Origin of the sequence: Streptosporangium saharense (genome assembly GCF_014203715.1) — a bacterium.
In the GTDB taxonomy this organism is placed as follows: domain Bacteria; phylum Actinomycetota; class Actinomycetes; order Streptosporangiales; family Streptosporangiaceae; genus Streptosporangium; species Streptosporangium saharense.
The window spans coordinates 66,804-82,942 of sequence record NZ_JACHJP010000009.1 but is presented as its reverse complement, the minus strand read 5'-3'; the positions used below and the strand labels follow the sequence as shown (position 1 = coordinate 82,942).

General features: G+C 71.8%; 13 protein-coding genes. 4 read left to right on the top strand and 9 right to left on the bottom strand.

The genetic code is table 11. The features are described from left to right. Positions 1–87 precede the first annotated feature (87 nt). From FHS44_RS31110 to FHS44_RS31100, 3 genes are read left to right on the top strand one after another with little or no spacing between them, the layout of a single operon-like run. Entirely contained in the window at positions 88–1,170 is a 1,083-nt protein-coding gene (locus FHS44_RS31110) for an iron-siderophore ABC transporter substrate-binding protein (protein WP_184721193.1), read from the top strand. 4 nt (positions 1,171–1,174) lie between these two features. Further along, entirely contained in the window at positions 1,175–2,227 is a 1,053-nt protein-coding gene (locus FHS44_RS31105) for a FecCD family ABC transporter permease (RefSeq protein ID WP_312863883.1), read from the top strand. Then, positions 2,224–3,240 (top strand): FecCD family ABC transporter permease, encoded by a 1,017-nt coding sequence (locus FHS44_RS31100; RefSeq protein ID WP_184721191.1) that lies wholly within the window; start codon positions 2,224–2,226, stop codon positions 3,238–3,240. Before FHS44_RS31105 ends, FHS44_RS31100 begins: the two co-directional genes overlap by 4 nt. On the opposite strand, the gene FHS44_RS31095 is transcribed toward FHS44_RS31100, so the two are convergent. Then, positions 3,237–4,529, bottom strand: coding sequence for an ArsB/NhaD family transporter (locus tag FHS44_RS31095; protein ID WP_184721189.1), 1,293 nt, complete (start codon positions 4,527–4,529; stop codon positions 3,237–3,239). The genes FHS44_RS31100 and FHS44_RS31095 overlap by 4 nt on opposite strands. Then, complete coding sequence (locus FHS44_RS31090; RefSeq protein WP_184721187.1) at positions 4,526–4,969, bottom strand: CBS domain-containing protein; 444 nt, start codon at positions 4,967–4,969, stop codon at positions 4,526–4,528. The genes FHS44_RS31095 and FHS44_RS31090 overlap by 4 nt, the downstream gene beginning before the upstream one ends. A gap of 244 nt (positions 4,970–5,213) precedes the next feature. Here FHS44_RS31090 and FHS44_RS31085 point away from each other — a divergent pair, with 244 nt between their 5' ends. Further along, the gene (locus tag FHS44_RS31085; protein ID WP_184721185.1) at positions 5,214–6,359 is read left to right on the top strand and encodes a PP2C family protein-serine/threonine phosphatase; all 1,146 of its coding nucleotides are present in this window, start codon (positions 5,214–5,216) and stop codon (positions 6,357–6,359) included. Here FHS44_RS31085 and FHS44_RS31080 read toward each other — a convergent pair. The 7 genes from FHS44_RS31080 to FHS44_RS31050 form a co-directional block, all read right to left on the bottom strand. Continuing rightward, positions 6,349–7,557 (bottom strand): cytochrome P450, encoded by a 1,209-nt coding sequence (locus FHS44_RS31080; protein WP_184721183.1) that lies wholly within the window; start codon positions 7,555–7,557, stop codon positions 6,349–6,351. The genes FHS44_RS31085 and FHS44_RS31080 overlap by 11 nt on opposite strands. A 411-nt stretch (positions 7,558–7,968) precedes the next feature. Then, complete coding sequence (locus FHS44_RS31075; RefSeq protein WP_184721181.1) at positions 7,969–9,339, bottom strand: transaminase; 1,371 nt, start codon at positions 9,337–9,339, stop codon at positions 7,969–7,971. Between the two features lie 137 nt (positions 9,340–9,476). Next, positions 9,477–11,252 (bottom strand): dipeptide ABC transporter ATP-binding protein, encoded by a 1,776-nt coding sequence (locus tag FHS44_RS31070; RefSeq protein WP_184721179.1) that lies wholly within the window; start codon positions 11,250–11,252, stop codon positions 9,477–9,479. Next, positions 11,249–12,067 carry an ABC transporter permease gene (locus FHS44_RS31065; protein ID WP_184721177.1) on the bottom strand — a complete coding sequence of 273 codons (819 nt, stop codon included), beginning with the start codon at positions 12,065–12,067 and terminating at the stop codon, positions 11,249–11,251. The genes FHS44_RS31070 and FHS44_RS31065 overlap by 4 nt, the downstream gene beginning before the upstream one ends. Continuing rightward, complete coding sequence (locus FHS44_RS31060; protein WP_184721175.1) at positions 12,064–13,041, bottom strand: ABC transporter permease; 978 nt, start codon at positions 13,039–13,041, stop codon at positions 12,064–12,066. Before FHS44_RS31060 ends, FHS44_RS31065 begins: the two co-directional genes overlap by 4 nt. 1 nt (position 13,042) lies before the next feature. Continuing rightward, positions 13,043–14,608, bottom strand: coding sequence for an ABC transporter substrate-binding protein (locus FHS44_RS31055; RefSeq protein WP_184721173.1), 1,566 nt, complete (start codon positions 14,606–14,608; stop codon positions 13,043–13,045). 21 nt (positions 14,609–14,629) lie between these two features. Then, positions 14,630–15,784 (bottom strand): LLM class flavin-dependent oxidoreductase, encoded by a 1,155-nt coding sequence (locus tag FHS44_RS31050; protein ID WP_184721171.1) that lies wholly within the window; start codon positions 15,782–15,784, stop codon positions 14,630–14,632. Positions 15,785–16,139: the final 355 nt, after the last annotated feature.

Below are 16,139 nucleotides of genomic sequence, written 5' to 3'. Positions count from 1 at the left end.
CGCTCCCCCACCCCCGGTGAAAAAGGGCGAAAAGGGATGAGTAAGGTAAGCCTTGCCTAAATTCTCTTCCGTCACTTGGAGAATCGCATGCTCACCGCCGTACGGTCGCGATCCAGGAACGCGCTGACCATGCTGTCCGCGCTGGTCACGCTGACCGCTGTCGCGCTCGCCGGGTGTTCCGCCTCCACCACCCCCTCCGGCCCCGCCGCGCCCGAGGCGTCCGCCTCGCGGAGCCAGGCCGCGCCCGCCGGTGACGCCTTCCCCGTCACCATCCCCAGTGCCCTCGGCGACGCCGTGATCCCCAAGAAGCCCGAGCGCGTGGTCACCTGGGGCTGGTCGAGCCAGGACGCCGTGCTCGCCCTCGGCGTGGTCCCGGTCGCGATGCCGAAGAACACCTACGGCGGCGACGCCGACGGCGTGCTCCCCTGGGACGCGGAGAAGATCAAGGAACTGGGCGGCACCACCCCGGCCCTGCTCAGCTCCGACAGCGGTGAGGTGCCGTTCGAGGAGATCGTCGAGGCCCGTCCCGACGTCATCCTCGCCCCCTACTCGGGCATCACCAAGGACGACTTCGCCAAGCTCAGCAAGGTCGCCCCGGTCGTCGCCTACCCCGAGAAGCCGTGGGCGCTGCCCTGGCAGGACCAGATCGAGATCATCGGCAAGGCCCTCGGCCGCAGCGCCGAGGCCACCGCGCTGCGGGAGAAGACCGCCGCCTACGTCGCCTCCCTCGCCCAGGCCAACCCAGTCCTGAAGGGCAAGTCCTTCCTGTACGGCGCCGCCAACGAGGCCGACCAGCTCAACATCTACCGGGCGAGCGACCCCAGGGTGGCACTGCTCGTCGATCTCGGCATGACCGTGAGCCCCAGCGTCGCCGCGCTCGACGGTGACCCCACCTCGGGCTCCTACTTCTACGGCATCAGCTACGAGAACGTCGGCAAGATCGACGCCGACGTGCTGGTGATGTACTTCGGCTCCCAGAAGGAGGCCGACAAGTTCGTCGCCGACCCGGTCATCGCGGCCATGCCCAACATCAGGGAGAAGCGCTTCGCGCCCATCGTGGGTGAGTCGTTCGTGATGGCCAGCAGCGCGCCGACCGTGCTGTCCATCCCGTGGATGCTCGACCGGTACGTCCCGCAGCTCGCCGCCGCCGTCGGGAAGACCGGCGCGTAGCCTCGTGCCCCTCCTGTCCACCTCCCGGGACGCCCGGGAGGCCACCCCCCTGCGGCGCCGGATCGGCCCCCTGGCCGCCGGTCTGCTCCTGCTCGCCGTGGCGCTGGTCGCGGTGTGCGCGTTCAGCCTCGCCGTCGGCGCCAACGCGCTGCCGCTGCGCACGGTGTGGCAGGCGCTCACCCACTACGACCCGGCGAACCCGCACCACCTGGTGATCGTCGAGAAGCGGCTGCCCAGGACCCTCGTCGGGGTGACGGCCGGGCTCGGCCTGGCCGTGGCCGGGGTGGTCGTGCAGGGGCTGACCCGCAACCCGATGGCCGATCCCGGCCTGCTCGGGGTGAACTCCGGCGCCTCCCTCTTCGTCGTCGTCGCCATCAGCGTGTTCGGCGTCCAGGACGGCGGCAGGCTCTGGTACGCCTTCGCCGGGGCCGCCGTGGTGACGGCCTTCGTGTACGGCGTGGCCGGGGCGGCGGGGCGCGGCGGCGCCAGCCCGGTCACGCTGGTGCTCGCCGGGGCCGCGGTCAGCGCGGCGCTCACCTCGCTGGTCACCGCGGTGCTGCTCACCGACCGTTCGGCCCTCGACCAGATGCGCTTCTGGCAGGTCGGCGCGCTGGCCGCCCGGGGGTTCCCGGTGCTGTGGCAGACGCTGCCCGGGATCGTCGCCGGGTTCGTCCTCGCCGTCGCGGTCAGCAGGCCGCTCAACGGCCTGGCCCTGGGCGAGGACGTGGCCAGGGGGCTCGGCCAGCGGGTCGGCCTCACCCGGGCGCTGGCCGCGCTGGCCGTGGTGCTGCTGTGCGGCTCTGCCACCGCGGCGGCCGGGCCGATCGCCTTCGCCGGGCTGATCGTCGCGCACGCCTCACGCTGGCTCGCGGGTCCCGACCACCGCTGGATCGTCCCTTATGCGGCGCTCTGCGGCCCGATCCTGCTCATCGGCTGCGACGTGCTCGGCAGGATCGTCGCCCGTCCCGGCGAGCTCCAGGTCGGCGTGGTCGTCGCGGCGGTCGGCGCCCCCCTGCTCATCGCCCTGGTACGGCCGCGCGGGAAGGGAAGCCGATGACCGCCTCCCTGACCGGCCGTCTGCGCAGGCGGGCACGGCTGCGCGAGGCCGGGGTCACCCTCGTGCTCGCGGTCGTGATCGCCGCGCTCGCCGTGTGCGGGCTCACGCTCGGCAAGGCGTCGGTCAGCCCGCAGGAGGTCCTCGACGCCCTCCTCGGCCGCGCGGACGCGATGGCCGGGTTCGTCATCATGGAGCTGCGCATGCCGCGCATGCTCACCGCGCTGCTCGCCGGGGCGTGTCTCGGCATGTCGGGCGCGCTGCTCCAGTCGATCCTGCGCAACCCCCTGGCCAGCCCGGACGTCATCGGCGTCACGCAGAGCGCGGGCGCGGCCGGGATCCTCGGGCTCATCGGCTTCGGGCTGAGCGGCCTGTCGCTGACCGCCGTCGTGCTCGGCGGCGCCCTGGTCGCGACCGCGGCCGTCCACCTGCTGTCCTGGCGTCGCGCGGGCTACCGCCTCGTCATCGTCGGCATCGGCGTGTCCGCCCTGTGCATGGGCCTCGTGTCGTACGTCCTCACCAGCAGCGACGTGCGCGACGCCCAGGAGGCGCTGGTGTGGATCAACGGCAGCCTGGGCAGGGCGGGCTGGGACACCTCGCTGACGCTCGCGGTCTGCGGGGCCGTACTGGTGCCCGCCGCGCTGGCCGCCGGGCGTCGGCTGCCCGTCCTCGAACTGGGCGACGACCCGGCCACTGCGCTCGGTGAGCGGGTCGAACGCGTCCGGATGCTGCTGCTCGGACTCGCCGCCGCCCTGGCCGCCGCGGCCGTCGCCGTCGTGGGGCCGGTGCCGTTCGTCGCGCTGGTCAGCGCCCCGGTGGCGCGCCGCGTCGTCGGGACGGGCTCCGTCGCCCTGCTGCCGTCCGCGCTGACCGGGGCCGCGCTGCTGCTCGCCTCCGACCTGGTCGCGCAGTTCGCGGTGCCCGGCGTGCCGCTGCCCGCGGGCGTCGTCACCGGCGTCGTCGGCGCGCCGTACCTCCTGTGGCTGCTGGTCAGGCGCACGGGGCGGCGCGGTTAGACCAGATACCTCAGCCACAGGTACGGCGTGGCCACGGCGACGGTGACGAGGGTGACGACGAGGCCGTACTTCGTGAAGCCCCAGAAGCTGATCGGGGTGCCGTTGCGGGCGGCGATGCCGATGACGACGACGTTGGCGGCGGCGCCGACGGCGGTGGCGTTGCCGCCCAGGTCGGCGCCGAGCGCGAGCGCCCACCACAGCACCCTGGCCTGCTCGCCGCCCCCTGCCGCGTTCACCAGGTCGGCCACGATGGGGCTCATCGTCGCCACGTAGGGGATGTTGTCGACGATCGCCGAGATCGCGGCCGACCCCCACAGCAGGCCCGTCGCGGCCACGGCGGTCCTTCCCTGGGTGGCCTCGACGGCGGCGCGGGAGATCTGCTCGATGACGCCGGTCTCGACCAGCGCGCCGACCATGACGAACAGCCCGGCGAAGAACGTCAGGGTCGGCCACTCCACCTCGGAGATGGCCTCCTCCGCGGTCACCCTCGTCGCGGCGACCAGGAAACCCGCCCCCAGGATCGCCACGACCGACGGCTCGTAGTGCAGGACGGGGTGGAGCACGAAGGCCACCAGGACCAGGGCCAGCACGATCAGGCTCTGCCACAGCAGTTTCCTGTCGGTGATCGCCTCACGCTCGTCGAGCGCCATCACGTCGGCCGCCCGCGCGGGGTCGTGCGTGAACGCCTTACGGAACAGGAAGCGGCACATCACCACGAAGATCACCATCAGCAGCACGATCAGCGGCGCCAGGTGGACGAGGAAGTCGTTGAAGGTCAGGCCGCCCCGGCTGGCGATGATGATGTTGGGCGGGTCCCCGACCAGGGTCGCGGTGCCGCCGATGTTGGAGGCCATGGCCTCGGCGATCAGGAACGGCGCGACCGGCACGGCCAGCCGTTCGCACACCAGGAACGTCACCGGGGCGATGAGCAGCACGGTGGTGACGTTGTCCAGCAGCGCGGAGGCGACGGCGGTGATGACGACCAGCAGCACCATCAGCCGGTACGGCCTGCCCCTCGCCCGTTTCGCGGCCCAGATCGCCAGATACTCGAAGACGCCGGTCTGTTTGAGCACGCCGACGATGACCATCATGCCCAGCAGCAGGAAGACGACGTTCCAGTCGACGCCGGTGTGCGGGGAGAAGAACGCGGCCTCGGCGTCGGTCGCGTGGATCAGCAGCATGATCCCGGCGCCGCCGAGGGCCGCGGCGACCCGGTGGACGCGTTCCGTGGCGATCAGCGCGTAGGCGCCGAGGAAGACCGCGACCGACAGCCAGGCGAGGGCGCTCACGCGGCCAGCACCCGGTCGAGCAGCGTCCGCAGCGTGACGGCGCCGACCAGGCGGCCGTCCTCGACGACCGCGGCCAGCGGGCTGTGGGTGCGCGCCATGAGGGCGGCGACCTCCAGCACCGTGGCGTCCGGGTCGGTGACCGGCAGCTCCCTGCGTTCGCGGGGCATCGCCTCACGCACCGTCCGCCCGGCGACCGCCCGCAGGAAGACGTCGGCGTGCGCCTCGTCGATCACCCGCGCCAGCGCCGGATCGTCCTGGCAGTAGCCGGGCACGGCCAGGCGGAGCACCTGGGTGCCGGGCAGGATGCTGATGGGCAGGCCGTCGCCGTCCACCACGATCAGGCCGGGAAGTCCCTGGTCGGCCAGCAGCCGGGCCGCCTCGGCGACCGGGGTCTCCAGGGTGACCGTGGGAAATGCGGTCAGCAGGTCACGTGCGCGCATCAGAGGGTCCTCGCTGCTCTTCGCGGGTCAGGGGTCCGGCGGGTGAGAAGCGGGAACATCGGCGAGCATCTCCAGGTCGTCTCAGGGCACACGGCATGACATGCCGACCAGACTTCCCGGCTCACCGGGAGCGACCTTACCAGCGCCCCTCCCGCGCACAATGGAGGAAAGTCCCCGCACATAGGGAAGGATCGAACCCTAGTTGTGCAAACTTGCCAGCCGATCGTGATGCTCACTCGGCACCATGAGCAGCAGGCGTTCACCGTTCGACGACTCCTGGAGGCCAGCCCTGCACCCCCCGGCGCCGGAGATCCATCGCAGATCACAGGCGATACTCAAGATCCTTCCGTTCGCGGTGATGGGCGCCGTCGGCCTGACCGACCTCCTCGCAGGGCCGAGGCTCGGCTTCCTGCCCCTGCTGACCCTCGGCCCGACCTTCGCCTCGGTGGCCGGTGGCGTACGGCGCACCGTTCTCGTCGGCGCGCTGGCACTGGTCATCTGCCTGCCGCTGTCCTCCTACAGCGGCGTGCTGTTCACCCGGCAGAACAACCTCACGATGGCGACGATCGCCGCCGTGACCGGTGCCAGCATGCTGGCCGCGCACCTGCGCATCCGCCGCGAACGTGAGCTCGCCAACGTGCGGATGGTCGCCGAGACGGCCCAGCACGTGCTGCTGCGCCCGGTCCCGCGCCGGGCGGGTGACCTGCGCATCGCCCTGTCGTACACCTCGGCCGCCGCCGAGGCCCGGATCGGCGGGGACCTCTACGAGGTCGTCACCACCCCGGACGGGGTGCGCCTGCTCATCGGCGACGTGCAGGGCAAGGGGCTGCAGGCGGTGGAGACGGCCGCCTGGACGCTCGGCGCGTTCCGCGAGGCGGCCTACGACGAACCCGACCTGCCGGGCATCGGCGACCGCCTCGAAACCAGCCTCGCCCGCCACCTCGGGGGCGAGAAGTTCGTCACCGCCATCCTCGCCCAGGTGCACGAGGAGGAGATCTCCCTGCTGAACTTCGGCCATCCGCCGCCCCTGATCATGCGCCGGGACGGCCGGATCGAGCTGGCCGAGCCGGAGACCGAGACTCCCCCGCTCGGCCTCGTCTCCCTCGGTGACACCGAGCCCGTCCCCTACCGCGTGCCGTTCGGGACCGGCGACCAGATCCTGCTGTACACCGACGGCGTCATCGAGGCCCGTGACGCCTCCGGCGTCTTCTATCCGCTCCTCGACCGGGCCGGGGTGCTCGGCGGCTCCGACCCCCAGGCCGCGCTTGAGGAACTGCGCGCCGACCTGCTCGACCACATCGGCGGGCCGCTGCAGGACGACGCGGCGATGCTGCTGCTGCGCCGCCATCCCCGCCCCCGGACGGGAGGCGGAGCCGAGGTCACCAGGTGACCGGGATGCGGTCGACCCCTCCGGTGAGCGAGTCGCGCTGCTCGGTGAGCTCCTCAGGCGGCACGGTCAACGAGAGCGTGGGGAAGCGGCGGAACAGGCCGCCGATCATCTCCCGCATCTCCACCCTGGCCAGACTCGCCCCGATGCAGTAGTGGACCGCGTAGCCGAACCCGAGGTGCTGGCTGCCCGGCACCCGCCCGATGTCGAAGCGGTTCGGATCGGCGAAGGCCCGCACGTCCCGGTTGGCCGCCGTCATGGCGATGATCACCGCGTCGCCGCGCTCGATCGTCACCCCGCCGATCGTCACGTCCTCGTGGGCGTAGCGGGGCAGGCCGTGGTTGCTCGGCGCCGCGACCCGCAGGATCTCCTCCACCGCCTTGTCGATCATCGCCGGGTCCGCGACCAGGGCGTCGCGCTGCTCCGGGTTGGACAGCAACAGCAGCACGCCGTAGTCGATCTGGTTGATGGTCGTCTCGTGTCCCGCGAACAGCAGCCCGGCCGACAGCAGGGCGACCTCCTCGTCCGGCACGTCCGCCCTGGCCAGGTCGGAGAAGACGTCCTCGCCGGGGTTCTCCCGCTTGTCGATGACGATCTTCCTGGTGTACTCGCTCAGCGCGTCCATCGCGTCCTGGGCCCGGCGCGGGTCGCTCAGGGTCCCCACCGTCTCGGCCAGCTTCCTGAAGTGCCCCCGGTCGGCGTACGGCACGCCGAGCAGCTCGCAGATCACCAGCACGGGAAGCGGCAGGGAGACGCGCTCCCGCAGGTCGGCCGGGGGCCCGTGCTCGGCCATGTCGTCGAGGAGGGTGTCGACGAACTCCCTGACGCGTGGCGCGAGGGCGCTCATCCTGCGGGCGGAGAAGGCGGGGGCGAACAGGCGGCGCATCCGCTCGTGCTTGGTCTTCTCCACCTCGATGGTGTCGCTGCGCGGGCCGCCGAGCAGCACCGAGTTGGAGATCCTGGACACCCGCTCCGGGGTGGGGGTCGAACGGCCGAGGCGCCGGTCGGCGAAGGCCTCCTTGGCCTCCTCGTAACCGGTCACCAGCCAGGCGACGTCGCCCGCCTGGGTGCACACCCTGGCCACCGGTTCCCCGTCGCGTAACGCGTGATAGGCCTGGGGCAGGTCGAGGGGATTGTTCCGGAGAAAAGGAAGCTTGGGAAGGTCTGCGGGATCTTCGAGGTCGTTGACGTCATCAGCCATGGCCGAGAGGCACCCCTTGAAATCGACGGCGAACCGTTTCCCAAACCTCTCACCGAATGGTTTGCCCGACAAGGATATTTTTTGTGAAAATCATTAATCCCCTGGGGCGACATGGCGGTGTCGTCAACGTTTCATACGTCGCTTTTGGGGCTGGACAAAAGAGTGGAAAAGCTCGTTCGAGACGTCAATTCGGGCTGTTTCCGACCTCCGCTTTCCCTGTCCCACACCGCGTCGAAGGCTTTCTCACCGGGCAGGACGCGCGGTTCCGAAAAGCGTCTCCGCGACCCGGTCATGTGACATGGCGACCGCGAATCAGGCGAAAACCTTTCCCGGGATGAACCGCCGTCAAGGGAATGTCGCGGCTGCGGGTCCACCTCGGCCTTGGTGAACCCGCCGCACGAGCTACTCCACCTACTCCACGAGTTCGGCGATCACCTTGGCGAACAGCTCGTTGTGCCGGTCGACGTCGGACTCCTCCGTCAGCGGCGAGAACAGCGCCGCGCCGCTCATCCCGTCGAGCGCGATCCCCCGGTTGGCCAGATACAGCCACAGCGCCTCACGCAGCGCGGCACTGCGGGGATAGGGCTGCCCGGCGTTGCGCGGCGGCTCCGGGGTGAAGGCGTACATGACGCGGCCCCCGAGGCGGCCGACGTGCCAGGGCAGGCGGTGCGTCGCGATGACCTCCTCGATCCCACGGGCGTAGCGGTCGGCGAGGCGGGTCATGTGCGCGTACGTCCGCTCTGTCATGACCTCTTCGAGCACCGCCCGGATGCCCCTGACCGCGAGCGGGCCGCTCGCCAGCGTGCTGCCGAGACCGCCGTCGCCGTGCTGGGTGTAGCGCGCCGCCGCCGCGGCGACCTCCTCGGACATGCCGTACAGACCGGCGGGGACACCCCCGGCGACCCACTTGCCCATGGTGATGAGGTCCGGTTCCAGGCCGAGTTCACGGACGCAGCCGCCGGGACCGGCCGGGATCGTCTGGGTCTCGTCGATGAGCAGCAGGGTCCCGGTACGGCGGGTGATCTCCCGCAGGCCCGCGTGGAAGCCGGGGTCGGGGTGGACCACCGCGCCACCGTTGGTCATCACCGGTTCGGCGATCACCGCGGCGACGTCCCCCGGTGCGAGCTCCCGTTCCAGCGCTTCGAGGTCGTTGAACTCGACGATCTTCGTCGTCCGCCGCACGTCCACGCCGCCCGCGTCGACGCCGGGCAGCGGCGTGACGCCCTCCTCGGTCAGCACGGCGTAGGTCTGCTCGACCGCGCCGTGGTAGGCCCGGTTGAACATCAGGATCCGGTCCCGCCCCGTGGTCACCCTGGCCAGCAGCAGCGCGAACCGGTTCGCGTCGGTGGCCGAGACGGCGAACTGCCAGCACGGCAGGCCGAAGCGGTCGCGCAGTTCCTCGGTCACCCACACGTGGTCCTCGTTCGGCCACAGGATCACGCTGCCCCGGCCGAGCTGGTCACGCAGCGCCGCGACGATCGCGGGGTGGTCGTGCCCCCACAGCGCCGCCGTACCCGCCAGACCGAAGTCGGCGTAGTCGTGCCCGTCCACGTCGTGCAGGCGGGCACCGGTGGCCCGCTCGACCGTCAGCGGCACCGGCGGCGGGAACTGCCTGATCCAGTGCTGCGGTGTGCCGTTCACCTGCGAGGCGAGGGCGCGCTCGTGCAGCGCCACCGACTTCGGCCTGCCCTCGATCCAGGCGGCGCGCTCGCGTGTCAGCAGCGCTTCGAGGCTGCGGGCGTCGATCCCCTGCGGCACGGTGGCGGTTCGGTCATCCGTCATTGTTCCTCCTGTGCGATCGAGCTCCCGGCCGAGGCCGGTCTGGGGAACGGCCGAGCACGTCGCCACCCGGGGATGTTCTCGGCACGGACCCTGAACTCGACGCTACCTTCCACCGTGATCCAGGAAATAGGACTGGGTTACCACGTCTGGCGGACGGCTCCCCGCGCGGCGGTGACCAGGGACCGGGTGTAGGGGGCCTCGGGATCGTCCAGGACGTCGTCCGTACGGCCGTGCTCGACGATCCTCCCCCGGTGCATGACGGAGACCTCGTCGGCGACCGCCCGGACCACGCCCAGGTCGTGGGTGACGAACAGCACGGTCAGGCCGTCGCGGCGCAGCGTCGTGAGCAGCTCCAGGATGGCGGCCTGGACCGAGACGTCGAGCGCCGAGGTGATCTCGTCGCAGATCAGCACGCTGGGCTCGCAGACCAGGGCGCGGGCGACGGCCACCCGCTGGCGCTCGCCCCCGGACAGCTCCCCCGGGCGGCGCCCGGCGATCTCCGGCCTGAGCGCGACCCTGCCGAGGGCGTCCAGGGCACGCCGCCGCGCCTCGTCCCCCGGGACGCCGAAGAGGTGCCGGATCGGGGTCCGCAGGATCTCGGCGACCGTGTGCCGGGGGTTGAGCGCGCGGTAGGGGTTCTGGAACACGTACTGGATGCGGCGCCGCAGCTCGGCGGGCCGGTCGGCGCCGGAGACCGCGAGCGGCTCCCCCGCGTAGGACAGGTCACCCGTGACGTTGCCGCCGAACCCGGACAGCACCCTGGCGAGGGTCGTCTTGCCGGAACCGGACTCCCCGACCAGCGCGTGGAAGGCCCCCTCCCGCAGATCGAGGGACACCTCGTGCAGCACCCGCTGCGAGCCGTACGAGAAGGAGACGTCCCTGGCCCGCAGCAACGGCTCCCCCACCACGTCCTGCACGACAGCGGCCTCCGAGGGGACGACGGCACCGGAAAGCGGGTGATGGCAGGCCACCACGTGCCCCGGTCCCGCCTCGACCTGCCCGGGTGTCTCCGTACGGCAGAGCGCGTCGGCGGCGACGCAGCGCGGTGCGAACGCGCAGCCGGGCGGCCTGGCCGTCACGGACGGGGCGTGCCCGGGGATGGGCCGCGGCGCCCCGCGGACGGCGACGTCGGGGGAGGCGGCCAGCAGCCCCCGCGTGTACGGATGCCTCGCCCCCGGCGGGGAGACAGAAGAGAAAAGTGCGCCAAGAGGGGCGGTCTCGACGACGCGGCCCGCGTACATGACCGCCACCCGGTCGGCCAGCCCTCGCACGACCCCCAGGTCATGGGAGACGTAGACCGCGGCGGCTCCCCGGTCCCGGCACATCTCCCGCACCGAGGCCAGGACCCGCGCCTGGGTGGTCACGTCGAGCGCGGTCGTCGGCTCGTCGAGCACGACGAGGCGCGGATTGGGCAGGAAGGCGAGCGCGATGAGCACGCGCTGCTGCTGACCCCCGGAGAGCTGGTGCGGGTAGCGCCGCAGGAAAGCCCTGTCGGAGGGCAGCCCGGCGGCCTCAAGCGCGGCCCCCACCTCGGCGGTCACCTCACGGCCACGCAGGTGCACGGCCGCCATCTCGGCGAGCTGGGTGCCGATCCGCAGCGCCGGGTTGAGGGCGGTCGCCGGGTCCTGCGCGACGTAGCCGACCAGCCCGCCGCGCACCCGCCGCAGTTCCCGGGGCCGCAGCCCGAGGATCTCGACGTCGCCGACCGTGACCGTGCCCCCGGTGATCCTGGCGCCGGGTCTGGCGTGGCCGAGCAGGGCGGTGGCCAGCGTGGTCTTGCCCGAACCCGACTCGCCGACCAGGCCGACGATCTCGCCGGGGTCGAGGGTCAGGTCGACGCCGGACAGGACCTCGGGCCCGATGTCCAGGGCGACCCGCAGCCCCTCGACGCGCAGCAGCGGATGGGCGCTCACCGTTCCTCCTCGACCCGCGCGACGGTACGGCCGAGCCCCTCGGCCAGGGTGTTGACGCCCAGTGCGAACAGCGCGATCAGGGCGACGGGGACGAGCACCGCCCAGGGCTGTATCCGCAGGCCGCCGTGGTTCTCGTTGACCATCAGCCCCCAGTCGGCCGCCGGGGCCGCCACGCCGTACCCAAGGAAGCTCATCGCGGCGATCAGCCCGGCCGACCAGGTGAGCATCGCGCCCAGGTGGACCAGCAGCGGCGTGGTGACGTTGGGCAGGATCTCGCGGAACAGGATCCTGCGCCGGGGATAGCCGAGGAGCCTGGCCGCCTCGACGTACTCCTGTCTCATGACGCCGAGGGTCAGGCTCCTCGCGAGCCGTACGGTGCCGGGGAGCAGGGTGACGGCGACCGTCGCCACGACCAGCGGGCGGGAACGGCCGAGCATCGAGACGGCCAGCAGCACGAGCACCAGGTGCGGGAAGGCCAGCAGCACGTCGGCGCACCACAGCACGGCCCGGTCGGCGAGGCGCCCGGTCCAGGCGGCCAGCATGCCGATCGTGGCGCCCGCGAGCAGCGCGAGGACGGCGGCGCAGACGGTCGTCAGCACCAGCGAGCGCCCGCCGAGCAGCACCCGCGACAGCACATCGGCGCCCAGGTAGTCGTAGCCGAGCGGCGCCCCCGGCGCGGGCGCGCCGTAGGCCGGTCCGACCAGTTCGTCGGCCGCGTACGGCGCCGCCACCGGCCCGAGCACCGCGACCAGCACGACGAGCACGGTCAGCAGCGCCCCCGCCCTGACCTGCCGGTCACGTGGGAGGAGGGTCACGACTCCCCCGTCCTGAGCCTGGGCGTCAGCAGTACGGTGACCAGGTCGGCGAGGAGGTTGACGACGACGACCCCGCCCGCGATGAGCAGCGCCGCGGCCTGGATCACCGGGATGTCGCGGGCGCCGACCGCGGCGTTCAGCGCGCCGCCGAGACCCGGGTAGCTGAAGGCGACCTCGACCACCAGCGAGCCGCCGAGCAGCACCCCGGTGGTCAACGCCGTCGCCTGTACGGCGGGCACCAGCCCGTTGGGCAGCGCGTGGCGCCAGATCACCCGGCGCTCGGGGACGCCCCGCAGCCTGGCGGCGGTCGCGTAGTCGGACTCCAGGGCCTCGACCACCGAGGAGCGGACCTGGCGCAGCAGGTAGGGCGTCTCCGCGACGACCAGGGTCAGGGCGGGCAGGACGAGATAGTGGAGCTGGGCGAACGGCGAGAGGCCGGGTTCCAGCAACGAGGCGGCCGGCAGGACGGGCCAGACGGTCGTGGCCAGCAGGACGATCAGCGCGACGGCGACGACGAAGCCCGGTACGGCCTGCAGGGAGACGGCCGTGGAGGTGACGACGCGGTCGGCGAGACCGCCCCTGCGCAGCGCGGCGAACAGCCCGAGGGCGAGCGCGAGGGCGACGGCGACGCTCAGCGCCAGGAGCAGCAGCGCCAGGGAGTTGGCGATCCTGCCGCCGAGCAGGGTCGCCACGTCGGTGCCCGAGTCGAGGGATCGGCCCAGGTCACCGGTGAGGACGCCGCCCAGCCAGTCGAGGTAGCGCTGCCACAGCGGCCTGTCGAGCCCGAGGTCGAGCCGCAGGCGGGCCAGGCTCTCCGGGGTCGCGTCCCCGCCGAGGATCGCCATGGCCGGGTCGGAGGGCAGCGCCTGGGTCGCGGCGAACACCACGACGCTGGTCGCCCAGACCGCCGTGGCGCCGTAGGCGACCCGGCGCAGCAGCCACCGCCCCCTGCCGCCCGTTGCCGGTCGTGACATGTCAGGTCGTCTCCTTGACCCAGAGCTTCTCGAACCGCCAGGTCGCGAACTGGGTGTGCTCCGGGACGACGCCGCCGACGCCGGTGGAGACCGCGTCCAGGGCGTCGTTGAAGCCCCAGATGACCAGCCCGCCCTTCGCGTGCTGGATGCGCTGCATCTCGTGGACCAGTTCGGCGCGCCTGGCGACGTCCGGCTGGGTGATGGCCTGCTCGAACAGTTCGGTGAAGCGCGGGTCGGAGAAGTGGGTCTTGTTCGCGGCCGAGACGGGGGCGTCCAGGTGCAGGGCACTCGACAGGAACGACTCGGTCAGCAGGCCGCCGGTGCTCATCGTCCAGTCGAGGCGCCGGGGGCCGTTGAAGGTGGCGGCGTCGACCTTCTTCACCGTGACGGTGACCCCGGCCTTCTTGGCCTGGGCGGCGAAGACCAGCGCGGCGGCGTCCCCGCCCTCGCCGGAGACCAGCTCGACCTGGAGGTTCTCCTGTCCCGCCGCCTTCAGCAGCGCCTTCGCCCGCTCGACGTCGTAGGGGCGCTGCGCGATGCTCCTGTCGAAGGTGGGGTCCTGCGGCGAGTACAGGTCGTTGGCGACGCGCCCGTGCCCCGACAGGGCGCGTTCGACCAGTTCCTTCCTGTCGGTCAGCAGCCGGAACGCCTCGCGCACCCGCTCGTCGCGGAAGGGCTCCTTGCTGAGGTTGAGGTCGAAGGACTGCCAGTTGCTGGTCTGCGAGACGACAACGCTGACCCTGGGGTCGCCCTGCAGCAATCTGACCTGGTCGGCGCCGATGCCGTTGGCCAGGGAGATCTGCCCGGCCTGCAGCGCGGCGATCCGCGACGCCTCGTCCTGGAAGTCGATGATCTCCAGCTCGTCGGCGTACGGCTGGCCGTCCTTGAAGTAGTTCTCGAACCGGGTGAACAACGACCGCTGCCCCGGCGTGAACTCCTTCAGCTTGTACGGCCCGGCCCCGACCGGCTTGGCCGGGTCGTAGTCGACGGGCACGATGGCGCCGAAGTTCGTGAAGGTGTCGGGGAATGGCACGAAGCCCTTGCCGTCCTTGAAGTGGAAGCGCACGGTCCGCTCGTCCACCTTGTCGATCCGCTCGCGGTCGAGGGTGAACAGCAGCGCCGCCCAGGGGGAGCCGAGCGCGGGGTCGGTGAGCCTGCGGGCCGAGAAGATCACGTCGTCGGCGGTGATGGTCTTGCCGTTGTGGAACTCAAGGCCCTGCCTGAGCCGTACGGTCCAGGTGGTCGCGTCGGCGTTGGCCTCTGTCTCCTCGGCCAGGGCCGGGGACCAGTTCATCTCGGCGTTCCACTCCCACAGCTTGCTGTAGACCGCGAAGCCCCTGATGATCGAGCCGATGGTGAGCGGCTTGTGCGCGTCGAGCGTGCCCGCCCTGTCGCCGTCCACCACCCCGAGCCTGAGCCTGCCACCCCTCCGCGGAGTGCCGTCCTGGAGCGTTCCAGGTGATGCTGCCTGCTGCCGCTGGGCATCCGGGGCGCAGCCGACGAGGGCTGCCCCGCCGAGCAGTACGGCTCCGCCGAGGAAGCCACGCCGGGTGATCTGGCTGTTCATGGGATGTCTCTCCTGAGGGGGTTACGCGCCCGCGCGCAGCGAGGGGATCTCGAAGCCGTGGTCGAGGTCGAGCAGGGGGAAGAGCAGGTCAGCGACCCGGTGCGCCTCGGCGATCAGCGGGAAACCGGACAGGATGAAGGACTGGACGCCGTGCTCCTGGTACTCGCGGATGCGGGCCGCGACGTTCTCCGCGCTGCCGACCAGGTAGGTGCCCGAACTCGGCGAGACCACGTCGAAGCCGAACAGGCTGGGCCCGGTCCAGACGTTCGGATAGATCTCCAGGTCGCGCACGTCGGGCAGACGCCCGGAGCGCAACGCCTCAAGACGCCGGTTGACCAGCGGATCCTGGCTCCGGTAGGTCTCGATCGGCTCGGGCAGGTTCCATTTGGCGAGTTCGAGGGCGGTCTCGACCGAGGTGGCGCGCAGCAGCGAGGCGGCGTGCTCCCAGGCCTCCTCCTCGGTCTCACGCACGATGATCTGCAGGCGCGTGCCGTACCTCAGGGTGCGGCCAAGCTTGGCCGCCTCCGCGCCGACGCGGCGGAACTTCTCGCCGAGCCGCCGCGGGGTGTCGGCGAAGCTGAGGTAGACGTCGAGCAGGCCCGCCGAGTGCGCGACGCCCGCGGGCGAGGTGCCCGCCCCCCACAGCGGTGTCGGCCGTACGGCGGAGCCCCACGGCGACAGCGGCCCATCGGCCCCTCCCCTGCCCGCCAGGCGGACGTGGCTGCCCTCGTACGGCTCGGGCTCGCCGAGGTAGACGCGCTGGAAGGCGTCCCAGTACTCGGCGCTGAAGTCGTAGCGCTCGTCGTGGCCGAGGTGCAGGCCGTACTGGGCGAGGGTGGCGTCGTTGCCGTTGACCACGTTGAACAGCAGCCGCCCACCGGAGAAGCGGTCGATGGTGTGCGCGATCTGGGCGAGTTTGGCGGGTGAGGCCAGGCCGGGGTAGACGGCGGTGAGGAACCTCATCCTCCGGGTGGCCCCGGCCATGGCCGCGGCGACGGTCAGCCCGTCGTCCCTGCCGGTGCCCAGCAGCGCGCCGTAGTAGCCGAGCCGGTCGATCGTCTCCGCGACGTGGCGCAGGTGGTCGAAGTCGGTGGCCCATCGGCCGCGCTCCTCCCAGGGGTACGGCCCGTCGGGGGCGGTGAGGTACCACAGGAGCTGGGCGGGCGGGACGGTCATCGGTGTTCCTTTCCGGGGATTCGGCGCAAAACATACTATACAGATAGGAAATAACTGCAATTACGGCCCGTCCGTAACCCGATCCGGGCAGGCCGGAAGGCCCGGAGGTGCCGGACGGCGGACAGATCCCCGTACGGTGGGCAATCGCCCGATTGCCTGCCGTCGCCCTCACGTTCGTGATCTGATGACCTTCCCCGCTCCCTACACACCGTCGGCGGGCACGCCTGCCCCGGCGAGCCCGCGGACGCCCGCCCGGCCGTTCCGGCGGCGCCCGCCCCCGCGGCGGGTGGCGCCCCTCGTGAGTATGGAAGTCGCTGCCATGTCGTCGAACGTCAGTCGCCTGTACCAAGCGGTC